Here is a 23,243-nt window from a genome sequence, read left to right as displayed (position 1 = left end):
GCACCGGGAGGACGAAGACTACCTTTTGTCGGGCCTGCGGTCTGTGGCTGGCAGCACGGTGCTGTAGGTATCGGCCAGGCGCCGGCGCACCGCTGGCCAGGAAAACTGTGCGACGTGCGCCAGCCCGGCTTCGTGCAGTCGATGGATCAGCCCGTCGGTGGTGAACAACCGGATCAGCGCATCGCACATGGCCTGCGGATCACCGGGCGGCACCAGAAGCGCAGTTCGGCCATCTTCCACGAGGAAGGGCACGCCGCCGACATCGGTGCTGACGACAGGTACGCCGCAAGCGAGGGCTTCGAGCACGGAGTTGGGCGTGTTGTCCACGCGGGAAGGATTGATCATCACGTCCGCGCATCCATACAGGGCGACCACGTGATCCCGGTCGAGGCGGCCGGCGAAAACGATGGCTTCACGCAGTCCGAGTTCGAGCGCGAGTGCTTCGAGCCTTGGTTTTTCCGGTCCTTCACCGGCGAGCGTCAGACGCGCCCCGGTGAATTGCCTGCGAAAGAGATCGAGTGCGCGAATGGCTGTTTCGTTATCGTAGATCGCTTCGAGATTGCGGGTGACCACCAGATGCGGGGCGGTACCGCACGGACGGGGCGGTGTCGACGAGAAGCGCTCGACATCAACGGCATTCGGCAGGATGGTGGCCGTCATGCCGAAACGCCCGAAAACGCCCTGCAGGAAACCGGATGGCACGACCAGCAGGGCCGCCTTTGCCATGCTCAGTCTGACCACGGAGGCGTGCTTCATGAGAAAGGGTTCAGCCTCACCGCCGCGATAATTCACGATGACCGGACAAGCACGCAGCCAGCCGATCCAGATGGCGGGTGCCGCGAAAAGGTGCCACGACCAGCCGGAATTGGCCATGACATGCATGACGTCGTTGCGAGCGGCAGCGCGCCACAACGCAGCCAGGTAGGGCAGCAACCGCGCGATGGCGCGGACGCCCGGCATGCCGCCGAGCCACGCCGGCCGGTAGGGCGCGTTGGTCTGGACCAGTTCGACCTTTGCGCCCTCCAGGGCAAGTTTGTCGGCCAGCTGACGTGTCTGGTTTGCCATGCCGCCCGCCGGTGGGGGCAACGGCCCGACCAGCATCAGCCGCAGGCCGTCGAAGCTCATGCGGCGGCAGCTCTCCGCAGGGCGCCGTATACATCGCCATAACGCGCAACGGACGCCTTCCATGTGCGCTCGTTCTCGACGAAACGTCGGCCGGCCGCACGCAGCAACGGCCAGCTTTCGTGCATGCCGAGCAGACGCAGCACGCTGCGCGCGAGATCGTCGGCGTCACCGGCACGGAACAGGATGCCGGTCTCGCCGTCGCGAATGAGTTCGCGGTGGCCACCGACATCGGACGCCACCAGCAGCCGTCCCTGGGCCATCGCCTCGAGCGGTTTGAGCGGTGTGACGAGCTCGGTCAGACGCATCGAATGGCGCGGATAGACCAGCACATCGACCAGGTTGTAGTAACGCTGTACATCGGCGTGCGGTACCCGGCCGGTGAAGATCACGTGTTTCTGCAGACCGAGCTCCCCGGCGAGTTGCTTCAGATTGGCTTCCTGCGGGCCGCCGCCGGTCAGCAGCAGGGCAACATCGGGTGCCATCTCGAGGATGGCCGGCAGCGCGCGCAGCAGCAGGTCCAGCCCCTCGTAGGCGTAGAAGGACCCGATGAAGCCGAGCACGCGTTTGCCGACCAGGCCGAGTTCGGCGCGCAGCGCCTCGTCGCCCGGGACGCCGAAGGCGAAATTCTCGACATCGACCGCATTGGGAATGACGGTGATCTTCGATGCGGGTATGCCCCGCCCGGCGAGATCGAGCCGCAAGCCCTCGCAGATGGTCGTGACCGCATCGACTGCTCGCACGGCACGCGTTTCCATTGCGCGGGTAGCGCGATAACGCAGGCTGCCTTCGGTGGTGGTGCCATGATCGACCGCCGCATCTTCCCAGAAGGCGCGTATTTCGTAGACCACGGGGATGCCCAGTTGCCGGCCGACGCGCAGTGCCGGAAAGGCATTGAGCACCGGTGAGTGCGCGTGCAGCACATCGGGCCTGACGTCGCGCGCGACCTCGAGCAGGCGCTGTTCCAGCGCACGCATCTGTGCGCGCTCACGCAGCACCGGCACGCGTTCGAGCGTGCCTGGCGACCACGGTGTACGGTGAAAGATCAGTCCGTCGACGTCTTCCACCAGCGGCCCGGGCGCCGTGTGCTTGACGCCGGTGACGTGGTGCGTGTCCCAGCCCAGTTTGCGCTGCTCGCGCAGGATGGCGGCGGTACGGAACGTGTAGCCGCTGTGCAGCGGAATGGAATGATCGAGTACGTGCAGGATGCGCATCGCGGTGGACTCCTCAGGCGGCGTCGCGCAGGGTCTGACGCTCCTGATTGCGCAGGAAGGCGTCGAACATCAGCAGGGTCCACAGCGACGCGCTGTAGTCGCTGCGTCCGGATTGATGCGCGTCCACCAGATGTTCCAGATACGGGCGATTGAACCAGCCGGTATCGGCCAGCCGGCTGCCGAGCACCGCGTCGCGCACCCGCTGCTTCAGCGGACCGCGGAACCAGCGCGCGAGCGGCACCGAAAAGCCCATCTTCGGGCGATACATGATGTCATGCGGCAGATGCGGTTCCAGCGACTTCTTCAGCAGGTACTTGCCTTCCTGTCCGCGGATCTTCAGCGATGCAGGCAGCGTGGCCAGCCATTCCACCAGCGGGTGATCCATCAGCGGTTCGCGCACTTCGAGCGAATGCGCCATGCTCGCGCGGTCGACCTTGGTGTTGATGTCGCCCACCAGATACGTATTCAGGTCGAGGTACTGCACCAGCGACAGCGGCTCGTCCGACCGGTGGCGCGCCGCGTGGCGGTGGAACACCTCCACGGCGTTGTAGCCGCCGAGTTCCGACTTCATGCGCGCACTGAACAGTTGCCTGCGCATCGGATCGCGCAGGATGGAAACAGAGTGGAAATAGGCTTCGACGGACGTGCGGGCCAGCGATTCGAAGGTGCTTTTGGCGCGGAACACGCGCGGCGCCCAGTCGGCCTTCGGATAAAGCTGGCCGAGCGTGCCGAACAGTGGGCGGCGCACACCCAGCGGCAGGCGCGAGCGCAGCTGTTCTTCCATCATGTGCAGCCGATAGCGGCGATAGCCACCGAAGCTTTCGTCACCGCCATCGCCTGACAATGCGACCGTCACATGCTTGCGTGCAAGCTGGCAAACGCGATAGGTCGGCAGCGCCGAACTGTCTGCGTATGGCTCGTCATAGAGCCAGGCAAGCGTATCGATGAGATCGAAGTCGTCGGATGCGACCATTTCGACGCGATGATTGGTGTGGTAGCGGTCAGCCACCTGCTGGGCGAAGCGCGATTCGTCGAACGCCGGATCGTCGAAGGCGATGGCACAGGTATTGACGGGCGTGTCCGACGCCTGGGCCATCATCGCGACCACGGCACTCGAATCGACACCCCCCGACAGGAACGCGCCGAGCGGCACTTCGGAAATCATGCGCAGGCCGACCGACTCGCGCAGGCGGCGGATCAGTTCTTCCTCCGCTTCCACCGCGTCGATCGCAATGACCGAGCCGAAATCCACGTCCCAGTAGCGACGCGGCGCCGGCGCCACTTCACCGCGCCGGATGCACAGACTGTGTGCTGGTTCCAGCTTGAACGCCTGGCGGTAGATGGTGCGCGGATCGGCGACATAGCCGAGTGCGAAGTATTCCTCGACCGCATGCGGATCGAGCGCGAGCGACAGACCGCCATGCGCGGTCAGGGCCTTCAGCTCCGATCCGAAGATGAGCTGGCCGTCCGGCAGCAAGGCATAGAAGAGCGGCTTGACGCCGAGCCGGTCGCGCGCCAGGAAAAGCGTACCGGTGTTGCGGTCGAACAGCGCAAACGCGAACATGCCGCGAAAGCGCTGCACGCAGTCTTCGCCCCACTGTTCCCACGCATGCACGATCACTTCGGTATCGCTGCGCGTGCGGAAGGTATGTCCCAGTGCCGTCAGTTCGGGTATCAGCGACTGGAAGTTGTAGATCTCGCCGTTGAACACGACGATGACCGATCCGTCTTCGTTGGCCAGCGGCTGCTGGCCGCTGGCGACGTCGATGATGGACAGGCGGCGATGCCCGAGGCCGACACCGGGCTCGATATGCAGGTCGCCTTCGTCCGGGCCGCGGTGATGCTGCGACTCGTTCATCCGGTGCAGTACGTCACGCACGATGTCGCGACGGTTGCGCGTGTCGAAAATGCCAACGAAACCGCACATGCAGGAAGGTCCGATCAGAGGGTGGATGCGTCAGGGCAACTTTGCCTGCCCGACAGCGTGAGATAGGTATTACGGTAAGCCGCAACCATCGCTTCAATGCTAAAGGACGACTCGATTCGCTGCCGTGATGCACTGCCGTGAGCGGCGAGCAGCGAGGGTCTGGCTGCGTAATCCACAATGATCGAAGAAAGGGTGGCACTGTCGCCGGGGGCAAACAGACGTCCGTTGACGGTCTCGTCAACCAGTTCCGGCGTGCCGCCGACCCGGGTCGACACGATGGGCAGACCACACGCCATGGCCTCGAGAATCGTGTTCGAGATGCCTTCGCCCAGCGAGGGCAGCACGAACAGATCGAAGCACGTCATCAGTGCAGGAATATCGCTGCGTTCGCCGGGAAACCACACCTGTGCAGCCAGTCCGGCGTCGTCGACCATCCGCTGGCAGGGCTCTCGGGCCACGCCATCCCCGATGATCACCAGCCGCAGCGCATCGCCGCCCGGCTGCGCACAGGCGCTGATGAAGGCAGACACCAGCGTCGGATAATCCTTCACGCCGACCATGCGCCCCACGCTGCCGATCACGAAGCAGTCCTGCCGGAAGCTGTCCGGCAACAGGTTGCGCGACCTGTCGGTGGGTGGGCAGAAGCGCTGCTTGTCGACGCCGTTGTAGATCTGCGTCACGCGTGATGCATCGACCCCGATGGCGTCAACCAGCCAGTTCTGAAGATCGCGACTGACGGTCAGATAGCGGTGGACGAAGGGGCGGGCGATGCGGCGCAGGCGGTTGTAGCGGGCATTGCTGCCATCGAGGTCGAACACGTCGCGGCCATGCTCGCCATGCACGCGTATCGGCACCCCGGCCAGCCAGCCCACAAGCACACCTTCGATCGCAGACAGGTTGCGGGTGTGCAGGATATCGGGGCGAAGCGCGCGCAGCGTGCGCCACAGGCGGAAGTAATGTGCCGGATCCTTGCCCGGCTTTTTCTTCACATCGTGAAAGATCACGCGACCCGGATGGATGCGCTCCGCAAAATGGGAATGCCCCTGCAGGCACACCACATGGTGCTCGAAGTCGCCCTCGGGGAAATTGTTGAACAGGTTGACCATGCCGTTCTCGAGGCCACCCGTGCCGAAATGATGAACGACATGGGCGATGCGCATCACGGCGACACGGCCTCGTCGATCGTCGGTTCGAGCAAGGCCGCGAATTCGCGCAGCAGCGCCCGGGACTTTGCCCGGTCTTCCGATTGCGGCGTGTACAGCACGACCCCGTAGCCTGCATCATCACGGGTCAGCAACAGGTTGCGTGCGAACAGCAGCTTTGCGATGACGCCGTTCGCAGTCGGCGTGTCGCCCACCACGTACCAGTCGTGGATGAGCAAGCGCAGGCGTGACGAGCGCAGTTCCGTCTCACGCAGCGCATGCGGCGAACTCGAAACGATGCGCTCGCCGACGTTCGACCACACGTCATGCTCCTGCTCGATCATGTAGTTGCCGGAGTTGATCAGTTCGGCGTCCTGACGCTGACGCCCGTACCAAGCCAGATGCACGACGATCACTTCGTCGTTGCGGCGGTACTGCAGCGTGGTTTCACGGTCGGGATTCTGGAACGTCGGACGCCAGTCGGTCAGCGCCGCCCCCTCATCCAGCGTCCAGCCCGCACCCGGCTCGACCGGCAGAGCCAATCCGGGCAGCGGCGGCAGCGGACGCTGCGCGAGTTGAGCCACATAGAGCAGCGGACCCGCCAACAGTGCTGCAGCGGCGATGCCGACTGCCGCTGTCCGGAGCGTCGACACCGGTCGCCACGCGGCCGAACCGGCTTCTGGCGGAACATCCTCTGCCTCGCGTTCCTGCCAGAAGGATCCGACCCAGAACAACAGCAGCATGATTACGCCGAAGAACACCCAGCCGTAGATGATGTGATCGACACCGGTGGCGATCTTCATGTCGGAGTAGTGGGCGAGCAGCACGATCATCAGCGCCCGGAAACCGTTGGCGATCACCGGAACGACAAAGGACGCAACGATGAAGGCTGCGCGCCGCCAGATCGAGCGATAACTCACATAGGCGAACAGCGCTCCGACGGTGACCGACGAAATGAGGTAGCGCAAGCCGCTGCACGCCTCGACCACAGACCAGCTGCCCGACGGCAGTTCGAAGAAGGTGCCTTCGCGGTAGACCGGGAAGTTCAGCAGCTGCAGCGCACCCACGGTGAAGTCGGCGGTGAAATTCATCAGCGGCAGCATCAGGTTCTCGCCCATCGGCACGCCGAGGAACAGGAAGGCCAGCGGATAGGCAATTACCCACGCAATGCGCCAGCCCAGCACGGCGATGATCAGAGCCGGAATGGACGCAACGAAAGCAAGCTGGCGCACCACCTGCACGCCGGCGACCTCCGCTGCCAGCCAGCCTGCGAGACTGAGCGCGAGTGCGGCCAGACCCCAGAGGCACGGCTGCGGCGACACGTTCGACAGCGCCACCCGTTTGCGCCACACCAGCCAGGTAAAGATGGGCACCACCAGAAGGCCGTGCGCGAAGGTTTCGGATCGCAGCCAGATTTCGGCCATGGAACGGGCCGTGTCCCAGTACAGGACCAGCATAACCGCAAGCAGCAGCACAAACAGCGGGCCCGCGCTGCGCCACGCACCGTTGACCGGGCGCATTTCAGCCACGGGAGTGAAGGATGCCGGGTTCAGCATTGACATGACTTTCCTTGATGAATGACTGCAGACCTGCGTCGCGCGCGGGCGCATCGAGGCAAGTATCCAGCGCAGCCAGTGCGCTGTCCCAGCGATAGACCTGTTCGATGCGCGCACGGGCGTGCGCGCCGATGGCGCCGGCATGCACCGGATCAAAAAGAGAAAGCACTGCGTCGGCGAACGAGCGGGCATCCGACGCGACGGCGAAATCGCGCCCGGCTTCGGCATCAAGGCTGCCGGCGCAGGTCATCGACACGACGACCGGCCGGGCCATGGCCATGGCTTCGAGCACCTTGTTCTGGATGCCGCGTGCCACGCGCAGCGGCGCCACGGCGCACGTCGCATGGGCGACCCACGGCCGCACGTCGTCCACCCGCCCGGTCACGGTGACGTAACCCAGTCGCTCCAGATCGCGTACCTCGACCGACGGATTCATGCCAACGATGTAGAAACGCGCCGCCGGCCGGGCGGCCCGGATGTGCGGCATCACGTCGGTGGCGAACCAGCTCGCGGCGTCGATGTTGGGCCAGTAGTCCATTGCGCCGGTGAACACGATCGCCTGCTCCGACGCCGGATAAGGATTCGCGCCTGCCTGGCACGGATGGAAGAAATCCACGTCGACCCCATTCGGCAGGGGCGTCACGCGTCCTTTGAGTGCAGGCGAAAGCGACTCGAACAACGCGACCTCGGCCGGTGTCACCAGCAGACTCATGTCCGACGCATCGACCACGCGCATTTCATGCTGCAAAAGGGTGCGCGCCTCCCGGCGGTAAAGCCAGGACATCGGCCAGCGATGACGCGCGGCGTACTCGGACCACTTTTCCGAGTCGACATCGACCAGATCGACGATGCGCCGCACGTGCGGATGACGATCGAGGTATTGCGCCATGGTCGAACAGAACACGACCACCTTGCGGATGTCGTGTCGTGCAATCGTGTCGTCGACCCAGCGCTGCATGGCCGCCGATCGATAGTAGGCAACGCTCAGCGATTCGCCGGTCGCCAGCGCGCGCAGGGAGGCGAACTTCCGGCTGCGCGGATGAATGCGCTCGGTGTGCAGCTGCGCGCATGTCGCGGCCAGCGTCGGTACGTGCGGAAGGTCCGCCGCGTCGTCGACGAACGCTCCCGCATGGATTTCGTAGCGCCGGGCCAGATGCTTCAGCAGGTGATGCGAGCGGATCTTGTCGCCCTTGTTGGGCGGATACGGCAACCTGTGCGCGAGGAAAAGCAGCGGTTCCAACCGGGTCAGCCCAGGTTGCGGACGATCAGCGGCCCGAGCGTGTTGGCAAAACTGCGCGGCATGCGGCGCCAGACTTCGATCATCAGCTTGTACTTGGGGTTGGACGGGTTGTTGCGCGGCAGGCTGTCGCGCTTGTACAGGCAGTATTCGTAGTGCAGCGGTGTCGGCTCGAAACCCCAGTTCTTCTTGAACGAATAGGAACCGGTGCCCTGCTTGCTGCGGCCGTAGTCGAACACCCGGATGCCGCGCTCGCAGGCGTGGCGCATCAGTTCCCAGTACTTGAAATCATTCGCCGCCAGATCGCGTGCCGCTTCGGCGTCACCCGCGTAGTAGGGCAGGATTTCGTCGCGGAAGTAGAAACTCATGACGCTGCTGAGCAAGGCGCCGTCGGGGCCTTCGACCGTCATGACCGAACAGCGCTCGCCGAAGGTGGCGCGCAGCGTGTCGAAGTAGCGACGCGACATCGCGGGCGTGCCATGACGATGCACGTTGTCGGAATACAGCTCGAAGAAGCGGGCATTGTCGGCGTCGAATTTCGCGACCAGACCGTTCTTGATGCCCTTGCGCACCATGGCACGCTGCTTGCGCGGAATGGCGTTCATGTTCGCTTCGACGTCGGGCGACAATTCCTTCCGGAAGGTCACGTAAAGGTCTTCGGTCGGCCAGTCGGCGTGACGCGCGGTGACGTTGCGGAATTCGAGGTGGTCGACGCCGAGCGACTGCGCGATGCGTTGCGCTTCGGTTTCGAGCGCCAGCGCCGCGGATTCAAAATCCGCTGCCACGCCGCCATAGACGCCGAAAGGCAGGGACACCAGGGAGTGTCCGAACAGCCGGCTCTTGACCTGGGCCAGCGGCAGAACGCCGCAGATGCGTCCGGCCTGTTCGGCCAGCAGGTAATGCGTGCGGTGGCCGAACACGTCGCGCATGATGTCGCGCCACTCGAACAGGTGGAAGAAGCTTGCCGCCGGGCTCGCTTCGACAAAGGCGTTCCAGTTTGCGCGGTCCGCATCGGTCGCGGCGCGCACACTCACGCTGGCAGCAGTCATGAATTCCGCCTCAGGTCGCACGGGCTATCTCCGGAAACACCTCGTCCATCCGGCCCCAGCGGAAATCGCGCATCAGGCGCGTCAGCCGGCCTTCGGTGCGGTCGAGGTTGATGTAGTGACGAAAGCGCGACTTCGCATCCACGCCGGCAATGCGCGGCTGCGCGGCGTCGATCTCCCACGGGTGGCAATAGAACATGGCCGGCCGGCCGTCGCGCCGGTTCACCTGCTGCAGCAGCCAGCGCGACGCCGCATACGGCAGCAACCTGAAATAGCCGCCGCCGCCGGCGGGCAGATTGCGGCTGCCGACACGCACGGTGGTGACCGGCACTTCCATCAGGCCGTCGCGCGAGGCGAACGGAAAGCGCGGCGCATCCGGCATGCCGTAGTGATCGTGCTTGACCGGATAGATGCTGGAGCTGTAGCGGTAGCCGGCTTCGGCCACGCAGTCGAGCGCCCACGGATTGGCGTGGCCGATGGAAAAGCTCGGCGCGCGGTAACCGCGCACTTCCGCGCCGGTAATGTCTTCAAGCAGCTTCTTGGCACGCGAAATGTCGTCGAGGAAGTCGGCCGGCGACTGGTCGGTGGCACGCAGGTGCGCACTGCCGTGGCTGGCAATTTCGTGCCCGGCGCGGGCAATGCGTTGCACCATGGCCGGATGGCGCTGCGCAATCCAGCCCAGCGTGAAGAAGGTGGCGCGGTTGCCGGACGCGTCGAGCAGCGCAAGGATGCGGTCCACGTTGCGTTCGACGCGACATTCGATGCGATCCCAGTCCGCGCGGGCGATGTAGGGCGCGAGCGCCGACACCTGGAAGTAATCTTCCACGTCGACGGTGAAAGCATTGCGGATGGCCGTCACGACGTCCGGCTCACGATGCGGCGCGCGCCTGCAACCAGGCGTACAGGTCGGCGGCGATGCGCGGGGCGGCGGCGCCGTCCCAATATTCGGGGACGCGACCGCGCTTGCCACCGGTTGCGAGCGTGTCGTCGAGGCAGCGCACGAACAAGGTTTCGTCCGACCCCACCACGGTGTTGGTGCCCTGCTCCGCCGTGATCGGCCGCTCGGTGTTTTCGCGCAGGGTGATGCACGGCACCGACAGCGCCGTCGTCTCTTCCTGCAGACCACCGGAGTCGGTGATCATGACCGTTGCCCCATCCATCAGACCGAGCATTTCCAGGTAACCCAGCGGCGGCAGCAGCGCGATGCTCGGATTGTCCAGCAAGGCGCCCAGACCGAATTTTTCGAGATTGCTGCGGGTTCGCGGATGGATGGCGAACACCAGCGGCAGACGCTCGGCGGCCTGGGACAGCATGCCGGCGAGGCGCTTGAGCTGTTCCGGATCGTCGACATTGCTCGGGCGGTGCAGCGTGACGACGCCGTATCGGCCGCCGGCGATCAGCGCGGGGTCGATGCCGTGCTCGCTCAATGTCGCCGCCGGGGGCACCGCCAGCGAGCGACTCGACAGCAGCGAGTCGATCATGACGTTGCCGGCGAAATGCACCCAGGATGCATCGACGCCTTCGCTCACCAGATTTGCCAGCGCGCTGCGTTCGGTCGTGTACAGCCGATCGGAAATGCGGTCGACCAGGATACGGTTGATCTCTTCCGGCATCGCCCGGTCGCCGCTGCGCAGGCCGGCTTCGACATGCACCACGGCGATGTGCTTCTTCACCGCGACCAGTGCGCACGCCAGCGTGGAATTCACGTCGCCGACAACCAGCACACACGACGGCCTGATGTCGTCGACCAGGGGTTCGAAGCGCTTCATGATTTCGGCCGTTTGCACCGCGTGCGTGCCCGAGCCCACTTCGAGATTGTGCTGCGGTGTCGGCAGGCGCAGGCCGCTGAACAGGCGTTCGTTCATCGCGTGGTCGTAGTGCTGACCGGTGTGCACCAGCACCCACGGAATGGCAGGAACGTGTTCGTCGAAGGCGCGCAGGATGGGCGCCATCTTCATGTAGTTCGGGCGGGCGCCGACGATGCACAGCACCGGCGAGAGCGAGGAGGCATCAGTCACTCCGCCTCCCTCGAGGATGCATCAAGCGAGCGGTCAGCCAGTTCTCCGAGCATTGCGATGGTTTGCTCAAGCGTACGCTCGATACGTGACAACCGGTCTTCGAGGTAGCCGGCCTGCTGCGCATTGACGAAATCACGCACCCGTTGCGCGGATGGTGCATCGAGCTTGAACTGCGACAGATCCATGTCGAAAAGGGCCGGAGCGCCGACCATGTGCGAACCGCCGAAGGCAGCGCGCCCGGTCGCAGCCGCACCCCCCGAATCGCCATGCTTGGCCACTGCCGCAGCAGCGGCGGCGTCACCCGCTTCATCGCGGATTTCACTGACCACCACGGCCACTTCTTCCGTCGAGAATGCGGTCGCGCCAGTGAGAAACCCTGCCAGCATGAGCCGGTCGCACAGCGTGTTGATGCGCCGCGGCACCCCGTCGGTCGCCTTGAATATGGCTTCGTGCGTACCCGCCAGGAAGGCAGGCGATCCGCGCCAGCCGACATGCTTGAGCCGGTGTTCGATGTAGGCCTCGGTTTCGGCCGGGTCCATCGGCCCGAGGTGATAGGACGCAATGACCCGTTGCCTCAGCTGCTGCATGTCCGGGCTCTGCATCGTTTCGCGAAACTCGGGCTGACCGACCAGGAAACTCTGCAACAGCGCATGCTCGCCAAGCTGGAAGTTGGACAGCATGCGCAGTTCCTCGATCGCGCGTGGCGTCAGGTTCTGTGCCTCATCGACGATCAGCAGTGCGCGCTTGCCGGCCGCGGTCAGCGACAGCAGGAACATTTCGATCGACAGCAGCAGGTCGGCCTTCTTCAGCTGCTTGTTCGGCAGGCCGAACGCGGCAGCGACCAGACGCAGCGTGTCTTCGGCATCGAGATGGGTGCTGACCAGCTGCGCCGCCACGACCTTCTTGACGTCGAGCTTCTGCAGCAGGCTGCGTACCAGCGTGGTCTTGCCGGCACCGATTTCACCGGTGATGACGATGAAGCCTTCACTCTGGTGCAAGCCGTACTCGAGGTAGGCGAGCGCGCGGCGATGTCCCTTGCTGCCGAAGAAGAAGGATGGATCGGGGTTGAGCTGGAAAGGCTTGCCAGAGAGGCCGTAGAAGGATTCGTACATTGAACAGGGATTGTGAAGTGAAGGCCACCTGTCCGCCCGCGCAACTTCGTCCGGCTAGCGCCAACCGGTCAGTTGAATCGAGTGTTCAGGGTTGCAATGACAGCATTTTCATCCACATCCCCGCTGATGACTGTGGCACGTGTCATGCGCAAGCCGATCGAGCCGTTCGTACGCGCCCCGAGAGCGGTCGACAAAGTTGCGTTCAGCACATCCCTGTTGCTGCTCAGTCCGGAAAGCGATGTTGAGCGTCCATTCGACTGCGTCGAAGAGTAGCTGAATGCGAGCGACGATTTCGACCCGATACGGTGTGAGTAAGAGGCATTCCAGCCGTGTTGCCGAATGACGCTGGCGCGCGAGAAATCGTCTCCAGTCGCCGCCAGGGGCGACCCGACACCGCTATCACTTTCAGTCAGAAACAGGCTCAGCGACATCGTGTTGCGCGCGCCAACGCGGCTGAGTGATATCTGGGACCGGGTTTGCAGAAACTCGCTGTCGGTCAGAATGGGGCTGAGTCCGACGATGTATCGGCTGATGCCTTGACTGTCGAGGAAGGCAGTCATGAGTTGCTCACGCTGGATCGGATCAGTCAGGCTTGCAAACGGTTCTAGCAGACTGAGGCTGTCAAAGCGATCGACTACGCCCGACGGCTGGAGCAACTGCTGTGCGCGATTGGTAAGCGTACGCGCGTGCGTGGCGCTGAAAGACATGCGCGCCATACGATGCGTCGCACTCAGCGAACTGGTGTTGGCGAAAGGCCGGTTGTCGATATCAGCCCTTATCGAGGTCCGCGGCGTTGGCGTCCATACGATGCCTGCACCGTAAGTACCCTGGAAACCCTGGTCACCAGGACTTCGCCCACTGTTGAACACATTGCCCTTCTCGAAGCCGTATCGAACGGATAACTGAAACGAAACATCAGGTCGATAAATCAGCGATCCGGTAATACGCTCTCGCTTTGTGCTCCCACGATCCGATTCGGTGGAGGTAGAGCTTACATCGACGCGCCAGCCGAGTTTTGCAGGTAAGCCTTCCAGCGCTCCGTTGAACGTCTCGGAACTCACGCTGCCCAGATTACCTGTCGATTCAGTTCGCACTGTCGAAAGGCTGGAAGACCACGTCGCAACTTCGCCCAACCGCACCTTGCCACGAAACGAAGGCGTGATCGAATAGGTGCGTGTGTTGCTGAGCTGGTTCGGTGAAAGTGTATTGTCGGTAGGTACGGCATTGAAAACAGAAGTATTTTGCTGTCCGGCCACAGCACGCACATCCATGAAGAACAGGTCGTCAATGACTTCAAACCGTCCATTCACATTGAACGCGTGTGAAACCCTCGAAGAAAACGTCTCATCAACATAATGAAAATATCGAGGCGTGTAGGCGGCAGTCAGATTGATGCGCGGGCTCACTCGCCTGACACTGACACCTGGATTGACTTCGACGAGCGTATCCGACGCCGGATCATTAGGCGAAAAATTGATGTTGTCGGACGTGATCGCACGCGTTGTCAATGTCGGCGTCACCCTCCAGTTCTCGGCGTGCGCATACTGGGCAGGAACGACAAGCGTCCAGCCAACAATCAAGGCAGTCACAGGGCGACTGCAAAAGGCAGCCTGCTTCTTAGTCAAGAACCTTGTCGCCGGGCACTCGGGGGCGGTCAGCGCCATAACCGTAACCGTATCCGTAATAACCATAGTAGCCGTCCGTACGTGCGTAGCGCGCCTTGTTGAGAACCACCATTCTGACTGGACAGTTACGAACCTTGTTCAAGGCCTGCTTGACCATTGTGTGCGTGGTGCGACCCGCTTCTACGACGATCAGCACTTGTCCCATTGATTGCGCGAGTACGGGCGCTTCCGTTGTGACCATCAACGGAGGAGAGTCGAAAATGATGATGCGATCAGGATATCGGTGTGCGAGCTCGACCAGCAGCATATGCATTGCACCGCTTGCAAGCAATTCGGTTGCGTTCTTGTGAGGCATTCCCGCCGGAAGCAGTGTCAACTTCTCTATATTTGTGCGTAACAGGACATCGGGCAAACTGACGTTCTTGTCCAGCAACACGTCCATCAAACCCTTGGCTGGAGGCAATCCCAGAAGATTCAGAATGGATGGTCTCGCAACGTCAGCATCGACCAGGAGCACTCGATTATCAAGCTCCATTGCAATGCTCATCGCGAGGTTGATGGAATTGAAACTTTTCCCCTCCCCCGGAACCGAGCTCGTCACCATTATCAGATTTCCGTTATCGACCGGCGCGGCGCCCTTCCCGTGAGCGTTGGCAAGAATCGGCCTCTTTATAACGCGAAACTCCTCGGCAATCTGGGACCGCGGCGATGAGGGCACCACAATACCCATCGAATCCAGTCGCTTCAGATCAAGCTCGACAATGCGCGATGCCGCTTCCGGCGACTGGATCGAAGCCCGCACTTCGGGCGCGGACTGATTCGACGAAACGGGATTTGCCGGAACGACAGCCGAAGCACTCGCCACCGTCCCTGCGTTGTGGAGTGTATTCAATGGCTCCGGCGGTACGGCAGTATCGGTCGAACCAATATCGACACCCGCCTTCTTCAGCAGGGTGATTCGCTCAACCGCCTGTTCGATGATGCTCATGATTTTCCTTAAGCGCTACGCATCACAAGCGACACGAAGGCCAATATGGCGGCGTACGCAGCCAACAGGCCGCTCACTCCGCCAAAGAAAAAAACACTTCGCCGGCGTTCGTATTTCTTGCGATCGTCCGAAAGCAGCATGGAGACCGAACCCAGAACTGGCACACCCGAGATTTCAGAGAGTTTTTGCCCATCATGAAATACGGGGCGCAGTTGCGATACGACAAAGGATGCCGCAACACCGCCGAGCAGTGCAGCGACGATGACGGCAGTGAGGAGAATAAGCCGGTTGGGCGCGACGGGTTGTGGAGCAACTCGCGGCGGCTCTATGAGCCGGAACTCCGCAACACCTGTCGCGTCCATTTCTTCAGCCATTGATGCCGACTCTCTACGCGACACAAGATTGTTGTAATTCGTTTTGTGAATATCGTAGTCTCGATTCAGCTGCGCAAACTCCGCTTCCAGCTCCGGCACGAGGCGCGACGATTGACGAAGCTTTTCCAGCCGCCCCTGGTATTCGGCAACCCGGGCTCCCAGAGAGGCAACAGATGCCTCCGCCGAGGCAAGAGCGATCTTGATCTGCAAGTAAACCGGATTTGGCATCTGCTGCGACCCCGCCACTGGCTTTCTGGCAGCCACGGGTTCTTCTTTAGCCGCTGCCGCAGCGGCTTCAGCCTCATATTTATCAACGATTTCCTTCCGCTCTACTTCAAGTGCGCGAATGCGTGCCTTTGAAAGAACAATATCGGGATGGCGGTCGGTGTAACGTTGAAGAAGTGTCTCGATATCGTTATTGATCGCCGAGATCCGCGCATCTATCTCTGCGGTGGACGGGCCACCCTTTGACGACTGCATTCCCTGGAATGTCGACTCCGCGGCAATGGTGGGCTCTTCTCCGAGCAATTGTCTCGCAAGTGAGTCGCGTGAGTTCGACGCCTCGCGCAACTCAAGCTGAGCCTGGCTTAATTGATTCTGCACCTCTCCGAGGCTTCCGAAATAATCCTTCTGCCCACCGCCCGGGCGTTCAAGATTTTTCAGTCGAAACTCTTTGACCCGATTCTCGGCTTCAAGAAGTTTCGCTTCGTAGGATTTGATTTGTTCTTCGATAAACTTCCTTGCCTGGTCGGAATCCAGCCTCTTGCTACCAAGACCAGACTCAACGAACAGGGATACCATAGCCTGCACGACTTTTTGCGCACGCGGTGGTTTTTCATCGCGAAATGAAACAAAGTACAAATTATCCCTTCCCGAACTCGACAAGGTAATCTTTGTTATCAATTCGTCGATCAGCTTGTCCTTTTCCGTTTTGGTCTTCGCCTCAAGATCAAGATCTGCCATGCGAATGAGTTTTTCGATATTCGGACGACTGATCAGCGTCCGGCTCAGCATATTGATCTGCTGGTCAATATTCGGCTGAACAGCCAAACCTGTCATGAGCGGGCGCAAGATCGACTGAGTATCGACGTAGATCTTTGCAGAAGCCTGATATTGATCGGGAAGGATCAATACGACACCCATTCCGATGACACCGATCAGCCAGGCCGTCACCAGACCGACCCAGCGGTAGCCCCAAGCCTGCCGCGCATACCCCGACAACTGGCCAAGAAGGTCATCCACGAGCGATCAACTCCTTGTTGAAGATGTACATGAGACTCAGAACCAGCTCTGCGGGATGATCAGGATGTCGCCCGGCTTGACATCAACGTTTGCGCTGACGTCGCCGCGACGGATCAGGTCTTTCAAACGCACGTTGTACTGCTTGTCGCCTTCGGAGGTGCGCAGGATGGTTGCCGCATTGCCGTCGGCGAAATCGGTGATGCCGCCCACGGCGATCATCACGTCGAGCAAGGTCATCTTCTGCTTGTAGGCCAGCGCCTGCGGTTTGGCCGCTTCGCCGATCACGCGGATCTGTTCGCTGTACGGGCCGATTCCGCCAGCGACGATGACGCTGACGATGGGGTCGCGGATGTACTTGGACAGTACCTGCTCGATCTCGCGCGCCAGTGTCGTGGGATCACGGCCGGCGGCCGGCAGGTCTTCGAACAGCGTGCCGGTGATCTTGCCGTCCGGCCGGATGGTGACCGTCGACGAAATCTCCGGATTTCGCCACACGACGATGCTGACCGAATCGCCGGGGCCGAGAATGTAGTTGTAGCCGTCACTGTAGGCCTGCGTCGGAGCGGCCGGATACGGTGACGAAGTGCACGCCACGAGCGCCAGCGGCGCAAGGAGCAAGGCGCACCTGCGCAGTACGGACATCATAAAGGTCGAACGAAACATTGCATCCTCCAGAAGGACAGCGGCGAGACAAGCCGCGAATCATAGCCAATGCGCCCGACAGCGCGCTCTATTCCGTCACGGCTCATCAGATGTTGTAGCGCAGCGCATCGACAATCGGCGTACGCGATACCCGGTGGGCCGGCAGTAGCGCAGCCACCAGGGTGGCAATCAGACCGACCCCGAACGCCAGCAACACGGTGTTGGGCAGCACCCTGACGGTAGCGGTGTAGGCGACATTCGAGTTCGGCGGAGGCGGCATCGGTATACCGACCTCGCTGATCGCCAATGCCGCGAGTGTACCCAGCACGACCCCCACCACGGCGCCGAACAGACCCAACATTGCGTTCTCCACCATGACCAGCCTGAACACATAGCCACGGGTGTTGCCCAGCGCCATCAGCGTACCGAATTCTCCCACACGCTCGAAAACACTCATATTCACCGTGTTGAACACGCTGAGCAGCACCATGATCAGCACGATCCACTGCAGCACGCCGAACTGCGTGCGGTACAGCTCGACCGTCTTCGAGTAGAAATCAGACAGTTCCACCCAATCCCGGATATCGAACCCCAGGGACTGCAGCCGCGGGACGAGCAGATCCTTCACCAGCGCGGTGTCGGCCGTGCGATGCAGCAGCAGCACGATCGAATTGGCACCATCGCGCGCCAGGAGCTCCCTCGCTGCTGCGATGGGAATTCTTACGGCACGGGTATCGAAATCTTTCGAAAAGCTTTGAAAAACGCCCACCACGTTCAGTTCTGTCGTGTTCAGGGCGCCGTCCGCAGTATTCATGATCAGCGTGACCGTGTCGCCCGGCTCAAGCGCAAGCGCCTTCGCCACACCGTCGCCGATCAGCACGCCCGACGCATCTTCATCCTTGAGCTGTCGGCCCGCCGTGATCCGGACAAAGGTACCGAGGTGATTTTCCTTGTCCGGTTCCACGCCTTCGCCGACGATGGCCCAGTCGGCCTTGCCGTTGTTGAGCAGGCCGGCGAAGCGGATGCGCTGAAGCACCGTGTCAGCTTCGGGCATCTTGGCCGCAAAGCGCGCGATCTGGTCGGCGTCTTCAATGACGTACTTTTCCGGCGAGCGTGAACCCTTCTCGTAAAACCCCTGCTTGAACACCTGCACATGGCCGAGCTGACTGTGGATCGTGGCCTCGCCGAGCTGGGTCAGCACATCCGCCACGAAGCCACCGGTCAGAATCAGGCCTGACACACCGAACACGATGGCAGCCAGCGTCATCGCGGTACGCGATTTCTGACGGAGGATATTGCGCAGGGCGAGCTTGAACATGGCGGCTCAGCGACTCTGGCGCAACGCGTCGACGATGTTCATGCGCGACGCTCGCCAGGCGGGATACAGGCTGGACACGAAGCTGCTGACCACCGCAACCAGCATGGCCTGCGCCACGATATCGAAGGTCAGCATGATCTTGCCGTCAAACCCCTCCTCCATGCCGGGCGGCGGCGGCAACGGGATGCCGACCGCCGAGATTCCGAGCGCCAGCAGGCAACCCAGCACCACGCCCAGGCCACCGCCCACGACACCCAACATCAGGCCCTCGGACACGAAAATGCGCAGGATGCGACTGCGCGTGAGGCCCAGGGCCATGCAGGTGCCGATTTCACTGACCCGCTCCATGACGCTCATCGACAACGTGTTCGAAATGCTCAGCACGATGATCATCAGGATGATCAGCCGCACCACGTTGATCTGACTGGAGAAGAGGTCGCGCGTCTTGTTGTAGAAGTCGGCCAGTTGATACCAGGGCACAAGTTCGAGCGTGGCGGCGGGCAGCACCTTGCGCAACTCTTCGATCTTGCTGTCGGTGTCGTCGGTGCGTTCAAGCAGCACCAGCCACTGCTGCGCACCGGACACCTTGACCAGCTGTTGAGCCAGCGCGATCGGCATGCGAAGCGCCGAATCGTCGTATTCCTTGCTGACCGAATTGAACAGACCGACGATGGGCGCCTCGATTGCATTGATACTGCCGCCGGCTGTCGTGGTCAGCAGCACGATGGTGTCACCGACCTGGGCATCGAGATTGATCGCCAGCCCGCGCCCCATGATCATTTCGCTCGCACCGTCAGCGGAGAGGTTTCGACCGCGACTGATACGGATCGAACTCGACAGCACGGCCTCGGCTTCCGGCGAGACGCCCTGCCCGAGAAATGCAAAGGTATTTTCGCCCTTGCTCGCCAGACCATTGAAACTGAGTCTGGGCGCGATCACCTTCACACCACTGCTGGTTTGCACCGCGGTACGGGCAGCTTCCTCGCCTTCGATCATGAAGCCGAACGGATCCGATGTGCCGCGCTCCACATACCCTGGCCTGACGACCTGGATGTGGCCGAGCTGTGACTTGATCGTCGATTCGCGCATCCCGTCCATCAACCATTCGATGAATCCGGCCGAAAGGATCATGGCGACAACCCCGAAGCTGACCGCTCCGATCGCAATCATCGTGCGCCGCCCCTGCCGCAGCACGCTGCGCATGGCCAGTCGCAGATCAAGCAGCCAAAACTTCATGCGGATTCGAAGGGTAAGATGCTAAGGTATTGCCAGCATAACAGTTTTTCACTTTCCAGCAGCCGTGAGCCTTCAGGGCAAAAATCCTCTCGAGCGAATGCCGAATGGCAGGACGATGATGAATCACTCCGCATTTGACTATAACGAAGCATTCAGCCGGAATCTTGGCTGGTTTACAGAGGTTGAGCAGCAAAAACTGCGCAACAGCACAGTCGCCATCGCCGGGCTCGGCGGTGTCGGCGGCATCCACCTGCTGACCCTGGCGCGACTTGGGGTCGGCCGCTTCCACATTGCAGACTTCGACACCTTCGACGTCGCCAACTTCAACCGGCAGGTGGGCGCCACGATGAGCACACTGGGCCAGCGCAAGCTCGACGTGCTGGCCGCGCAGGCGCGGGACATCAACCCTGAAGTCCAGCTGAAACTTTTTCCGCAGGGTGTATCGGCCGAATCCCCCGACGACTTTCTGCGCGGCGCGGATGTATATATAGATGGACTCGATTTTTTTGCCTTTTCGGCACGCCGCGCGACCTTTGCGGCCTGTCATCGGCTGCGCATTCCGGCCGTCACCGCGGCGCCGCTCGGCATGGGGTCGGCCCTGCTCGTCTTTCTGCCCGACCGGATGAGTTTCGAGGAGTACTTCCGGCTCGAAGGGTGCGACGAAACCGAGCAGGCGCTGCGTTTTCTCGTCGGTCTGGCGCCGGCAGGCCTGCACCGCCCGTATCTGGTCGAGCCCTCGCGCATCGATCTGGCGGCACGGCGCGGCCCCTCAACCATGATTGCGTGCAATCTGTGCGCGGGTTTCGCCGCCGCCGAAGGCATCAAGCTGCTGCTCGGTCGCGGCGATGTGCGCGCCGCGCCCTGGGGCCTGCAGTACGACGCCTTCCGCAACAAGCTGGTGCGTACCTGGCGGCCGGGTGGCAACAACAACCCGCTGCAACGGCTGATCATGTCCATCGGTCGTCGGCAGCTCGCACGCAAACCTTCGGCCTGACACCTCATCCAACGCGAGGCACTTCCCATGCGCGTCATCGAACAGATCCTCGACCTCGCCCGCTGGGCGCCCAGCGGCGACAACACCCAGCCCTGGCGCTTCGAAATCCTCGCCGACGACCATGTCCTGATCCACGGCTTCGACACGCGACACGACTGCGTGTATGACCTCGAAGGCCACGCCAGCCAGCTTGCGCACGGCGCACTGCTTGAAACACTGCGCATCGCCGCCACCCGGCATGGCCTGAACGCCGCCTGGACACGGCGCGCCGGAACGCCGGACACCCATTTGCTGTACGACGTACGACTGCAGCCGGACCCGACGCTGACGGAAGATCCACTCCTTGCATATATAGAGCGACGGAGCGTTCAGCGACGCCCGATGCCTGGCGCGCCGCTGACGAGTGCCGAGCGCACCGCCCTCGAAACCGCCGCCTATCCGTTCAGGGTGCGCTGGTTCGAATCAAGATCGGAGCGATGGTCGATCGCCCGCCTGAACTTCGCCAATGCCAAGATCCGCCTGACCATCCGCGAGGCGTACGAGGTGCACAAGCGGGTCATCGAATGGGGCGCGCGGTTCAGCGAGGACCGCATCCCCGAAGCGGCGGTCGGTGTGGATCCGATGACGGCGAAAATGATGAAGTGGGTCATGCACAGCTGGTCGCGTGTCGAGTTTTTTAACGCGTGGCTCGCCGGTACGTTCGCGCCCCGCATCCAGCTCGACCTGATTCCCGGCATTGCGTGCTCGGCACATGCCTGCCTGATCGCGCCGGAGCCCATGACGACAATCGAGCAGAGGGTGGCCGCCGGGGCCGCGGTTCAGCGCTTCTGGCTGAGCTGTGAGCAACTTGGCCTGCAGCATCAACCGGAAATGACACCCCTCATTTTCAGTCACTACACGCGCAGCGGGCTGCGCTTCACAACGTCCGACAGCGCACTGACCAGCGCTCGCGCGCTGAGCGACTCGCTCGAATCCATGCTCGGCAGGACTGATCTGGATCGCGCGTCCTGGCTCTGCCGCGTGGGCCGGTCTCGCAGCGCGCCGGGACGTTCCCTGCGCAAATCCGTGCAGCGCCTTCGGCCAGAGTCGAACTGAGCACTTCGCGCACCGGGCGAGCGGATACGCCAGCGCTGTCGGAATACTTTACAAATCCCGATCAGCACTTGAACGGGCACGCGTCGATCCCGAATTATTTAAAATAAACCCTTTTATATTCATACTCTTATGTAACTCGTTAAAAACTGGCCCGGTGATTGCTTTAGTAGTTCCGTGGGTTCAGTAACCAACCAGTCGGAGTTAAAAAATGATCAAGTTCTCGAAAATTGCGATCGCTGTGGCAATCGCCAGTGCGTTCTCGGTTGCGGCGCACGCTGCGCCGATCAGTGTCACAACGCCGAACGGCGTCGTCAGCGGCATCACGTCGTTCGACTGGGCACCGTCGCCGGTGCTGGCTCAAGGCGGCAATGAAGCGTTTGTCAAGCTTGTAAATGGTACGAATGACGGCGTGCTCGGCACCAATCTCACCACCGCAGGCACGCCGCTGGTTGGCAATGCCTTCACGGTTTATTCGCAAGGTCGTCTGAATCTGTTCCAGGACGGAACGGGCGCAGCCACCTCGGGTCTCTGGACCGGTGCCGGCAGTACCGCAGGCAAGTACGAAGTGACGTTTGAACTGGCTTACACGGAAATCGTTGGTGCAGCATCGACGTTCCCGACCAATCAGGCATTCTTCGACTTCGCTGCCGTCCAGACGACGAACTACTTCCGCATCTACGTGCAGGATCTGGATGCAGGCGGTGCAGTCGCTTCCAACTACGCTTCCGGCCTCGGTTTCTCTGACGGCCTCATGGTATTTGAAGGCAAGGTCGCTCCGGCCGCGTCACAAGCCGGCGTATTCTCGAGTTTCGCGACCGGCGCAGGCATCTTTCCGCTGGGTGGTGATGGTGACGCGTCGAATGGTGTGTCAGCGTTGTCCGCAACGCCGAGTGTGACCGGCAGCGGCAGCACGCCGATCATCGACCTGTTGTCGGTTGTTCCGACGACCTACGACAATTCCTTCTGGAATGGTCAGCTGATCGAGTTCCTGATTTCCAACATCAATCAGAACCTGCCCTTCACGTCGGTTGATCCGTCGGAAACCTTCATCGGCGGCACGATCATCCCGGACGTCGGCACGACCAACGGCGGCACGTCGTTTGGCCCCGGCGGCCTGGTTGCAGCTGGCCCGGACATCCTGTTCCAGACCGACCCGAACGGCCCGGTACAACAACGTGTTCCGGAACCCGGCACGCTGGCTCTGGCTGGCCTCGCTCTGGGCGCCCTCAGCCTGGCACGTCGCCGCAAGGCCTGATCGGTCAAAGCCGATCGAAAAAAACGGGAGCTTTCGCTCCCGTTTTTTTTTCGTCCTGACACAATGAACAATGGCGCTTGAAGCGAGGTTGAAGGCGCGC

19 protein-coding genes are annotated in these 23,243 nt (G+C 62.0%); 3 read left to right on the top strand and 16 right to left on the bottom strand.

What is annotated here, in order from left to right; translation table 11 throughout:
- Positions 1–18: 18 nt before the first annotated feature.
- The 16 genes from Q8Q80_RS08350 to Q8Q80_RS08275 form a co-directional block, all read right to left on the bottom strand.
- Positions 19–1,125 (bottom strand): glycosyltransferase family 4 protein, encoded by a 1,107-nt coding sequence (locus tag Q8Q80_RS08350; protein ID WP_305632472.1) that lies wholly within the window; start codon positions 1,123–1,125, stop codon positions 19–21.
- Complete coding sequence (locus Q8Q80_RS08345; protein WP_305632471.1) at positions 1,122–2,336, bottom strand: TIGR04063 family PEP-CTERM/XrtA system glycosyltransferase; 1,215 nt, start codon at positions 2,334–2,336, stop codon at positions 1,122–1,124. The genes Q8Q80_RS08350 and Q8Q80_RS08345 overlap by 4 nt, the downstream gene beginning before the upstream one ends.
- Before the next feature lie 13 nt (positions 2,337–2,349).
- Positions 2,350–4,263, bottom strand: coding sequence for an XrtA/PEP-CTERM system amidotransferase (locus Q8Q80_RS08340; RefSeq protein ID WP_305632470.1), 1,914 nt, complete (start codon positions 4,261–4,263; stop codon positions 2,350–2,352).
- A gap of 14 nt (positions 4,264–4,277) precedes the next feature.
- On the bottom strand, positions 4,278–5,426 hold the full coding sequence (locus tag Q8Q80_RS08335; protein ID WP_305632469.1) for a TIGR03088 family PEP-CTERM/XrtA system glycosyltransferase: 1,149 nt from the start codon (positions 5,424–5,426) through the stop codon (positions 4,278–4,280).
- Positions 5,423–6,967: an exosortase A gene (xrtA, locus tag Q8Q80_RS08330; protein WP_305632468.1), complete on the bottom strand. Its 1,545-nt coding sequence runs from the start codon at positions 6,965–6,967 to the stop codon at positions 5,423–5,425. The genes Q8Q80_RS08335 and xrtA overlap by 4 nt, the downstream gene beginning before the upstream one ends.
- On the bottom strand, positions 6,927–8,201 hold the full coding sequence (locus Q8Q80_RS08325; protein WP_305632467.1) for a TIGR03087 family PEP-CTERM/XrtA system glycosyltransferase: 1,275 nt from the start codon (positions 8,199–8,201) through the stop codon (positions 6,927–6,929). The genes xrtA and Q8Q80_RS08325 overlap by 41 nt, the downstream gene beginning before the upstream one ends.
- A 5-nt stretch (positions 8,202–8,206) precedes the next feature.
- On the bottom strand, positions 8,207–9,268 hold the full coding sequence (locus Q8Q80_RS08320) for a FemAB family XrtA/PEP-CTERM system-associated protein (RefSeq protein ID WP_305632466.1): 1,062 nt from the start codon (positions 9,266–9,268) through the stop codon (positions 8,207–8,209).
- A complete protein-coding gene (locus Q8Q80_RS08315; RefSeq protein WP_371132724.1) occupies positions 9,258–10,103 on the bottom strand; it encodes an XrtA system polysaccharide deacetylase in 846 nt (281 codons plus the stop codon). Before Q8Q80_RS08315 ends, Q8Q80_RS08320 begins: the two co-directional genes overlap by 11 nt.
- 10 nt (positions 10,104–10,113) lie before the next feature.
- Positions 10,114–11,262, bottom strand: a complete 1,149-nt coding sequence (gene wecB, locus Q8Q80_RS08310; RefSeq protein ID WP_305632465.1) for a non-hydrolyzing UDP-N-acetylglucosamine 2-epimerase — start codon at positions 11,260–11,262, stop codon at positions 10,114–10,116.
- Entirely contained in the window at positions 11,259–12,374 is a 1,116-nt protein-coding gene (locus Q8Q80_RS08305) for an XrtA/PEP-CTERM system-associated ATPase (protein ID WP_305632464.1), read from the bottom strand. Before Q8Q80_RS08305 ends, wecB begins: the two co-directional genes overlap by 4 nt.
- A 68-nt stretch (positions 12,375–12,442) precedes the next feature.
- The gene (locus tag Q8Q80_RS08300) at positions 12,443–14,038 is read right to left on the bottom strand and encodes a TIGR03016 family PEP-CTERM system-associated outer membrane protein (RefSeq protein ID WP_305632463.1); all 1,596 of its coding nucleotides are present in this window, start codon (positions 14,036–14,038) and stop codon (positions 12,443–12,445) included.
- Entirely contained in the window at positions 13,992–14,987 is a 996-nt protein-coding gene (locus Q8Q80_RS08295) for an XrtA-associated tyrosine autokinase (protein ID WP_305632461.1), read from the bottom strand. The genes Q8Q80_RS08300 and Q8Q80_RS08295 overlap by 47 nt, the downstream gene beginning before the upstream one ends.
- 8 nt (positions 14,988–14,995) lie before the next feature.
- The gene (locus Q8Q80_RS08290; protein ID WP_305632460.1) at positions 14,996–16,603 is read right to left on the bottom strand and encodes an XrtA system polysaccharide chain length determinant; all 1,608 of its coding nucleotides are present in this window, start codon (positions 16,601–16,603) and stop codon (positions 14,996–14,998) included.
- Between the two features lie 36 nt (positions 16,604–16,639).
- Positions 16,640–17,266 (bottom strand): XrtA/PEP-CTERM system exopolysaccharide export protein, encoded by a 627-nt coding sequence (locus tag Q8Q80_RS08285; RefSeq protein ID WP_305632459.1) that lies wholly within the window; start codon positions 17,264–17,266, stop codon positions 16,640–16,642.
- 85 nt (positions 17,267–17,351) lie between these two features.
- On the bottom strand, positions 17,352–18,563 hold the full coding sequence (locus tag Q8Q80_RS08280) for an ABC transporter permease (protein ID WP_305632458.1): 1,212 nt from the start codon (positions 18,561–18,563) through the stop codon (positions 17,352–17,354).
- A 6-nt stretch (positions 18,564–18,569) separates the two neighbouring features.
- Positions 18,570–19,799, bottom strand: coding sequence for an FtsX-like permease family protein (locus tag Q8Q80_RS08275; protein WP_305632457.1), 1,230 nt, complete (start codon positions 19,797–19,799; stop codon positions 18,570–18,572).
- A gap of 118 nt (positions 19,800–19,917) precedes the next feature.
- On the opposite strand from Q8Q80_RS08275, the gene Q8Q80_RS08270 reads away from it, so the two are divergent.
- The 3 genes from Q8Q80_RS08270 (at position 19,918) to Q8Q80_RS08260 (ending at position 23,143) form a co-directional block, all read left to right on the top strand.
- A complete protein-coding gene (locus Q8Q80_RS08270; protein WP_305632456.1) occupies positions 19,918–20,793 on the top strand; it encodes a ThiF family adenylyltransferase in 876 nt (291 codons plus the stop codon).
- Between the two features lie 27 nt (positions 20,794–20,820).
- Positions 20,821–21,888: a nitroreductase family protein gene (locus Q8Q80_RS08265; RefSeq protein WP_305632455.1), complete on the top strand. Its 1,068-nt coding sequence runs from the start codon at positions 20,821–20,823 to the stop codon at positions 21,886–21,888.
- A gap of 409 nt (positions 21,889–22,297) precedes the next feature.
- Positions 22,298–23,143 (top strand): PEP-CTERM sorting domain-containing protein, encoded by an 846-nt coding sequence (locus Q8Q80_RS08260; protein ID WP_305632454.1) that lies wholly within the window; start codon positions 22,298–22,300, stop codon positions 23,141–23,143.
- Positions 23,144–23,243 lie beyond the last annotated feature (100 nt).

It is taken from the genome of Methyloversatilis sp., from assembly GCF_030698125.1.
Classification (GTDB): domain Bacteria; phylum Pseudomonadota; class Gammaproteobacteria; order Burkholderiales; family Rhodocyclaceae; genus Methyloversatilis.
The sequence above is the reverse complement of the archived record's forward strand: the minus strand, read 5'-3'. Positions and strand labels throughout refer to the sequence as shown.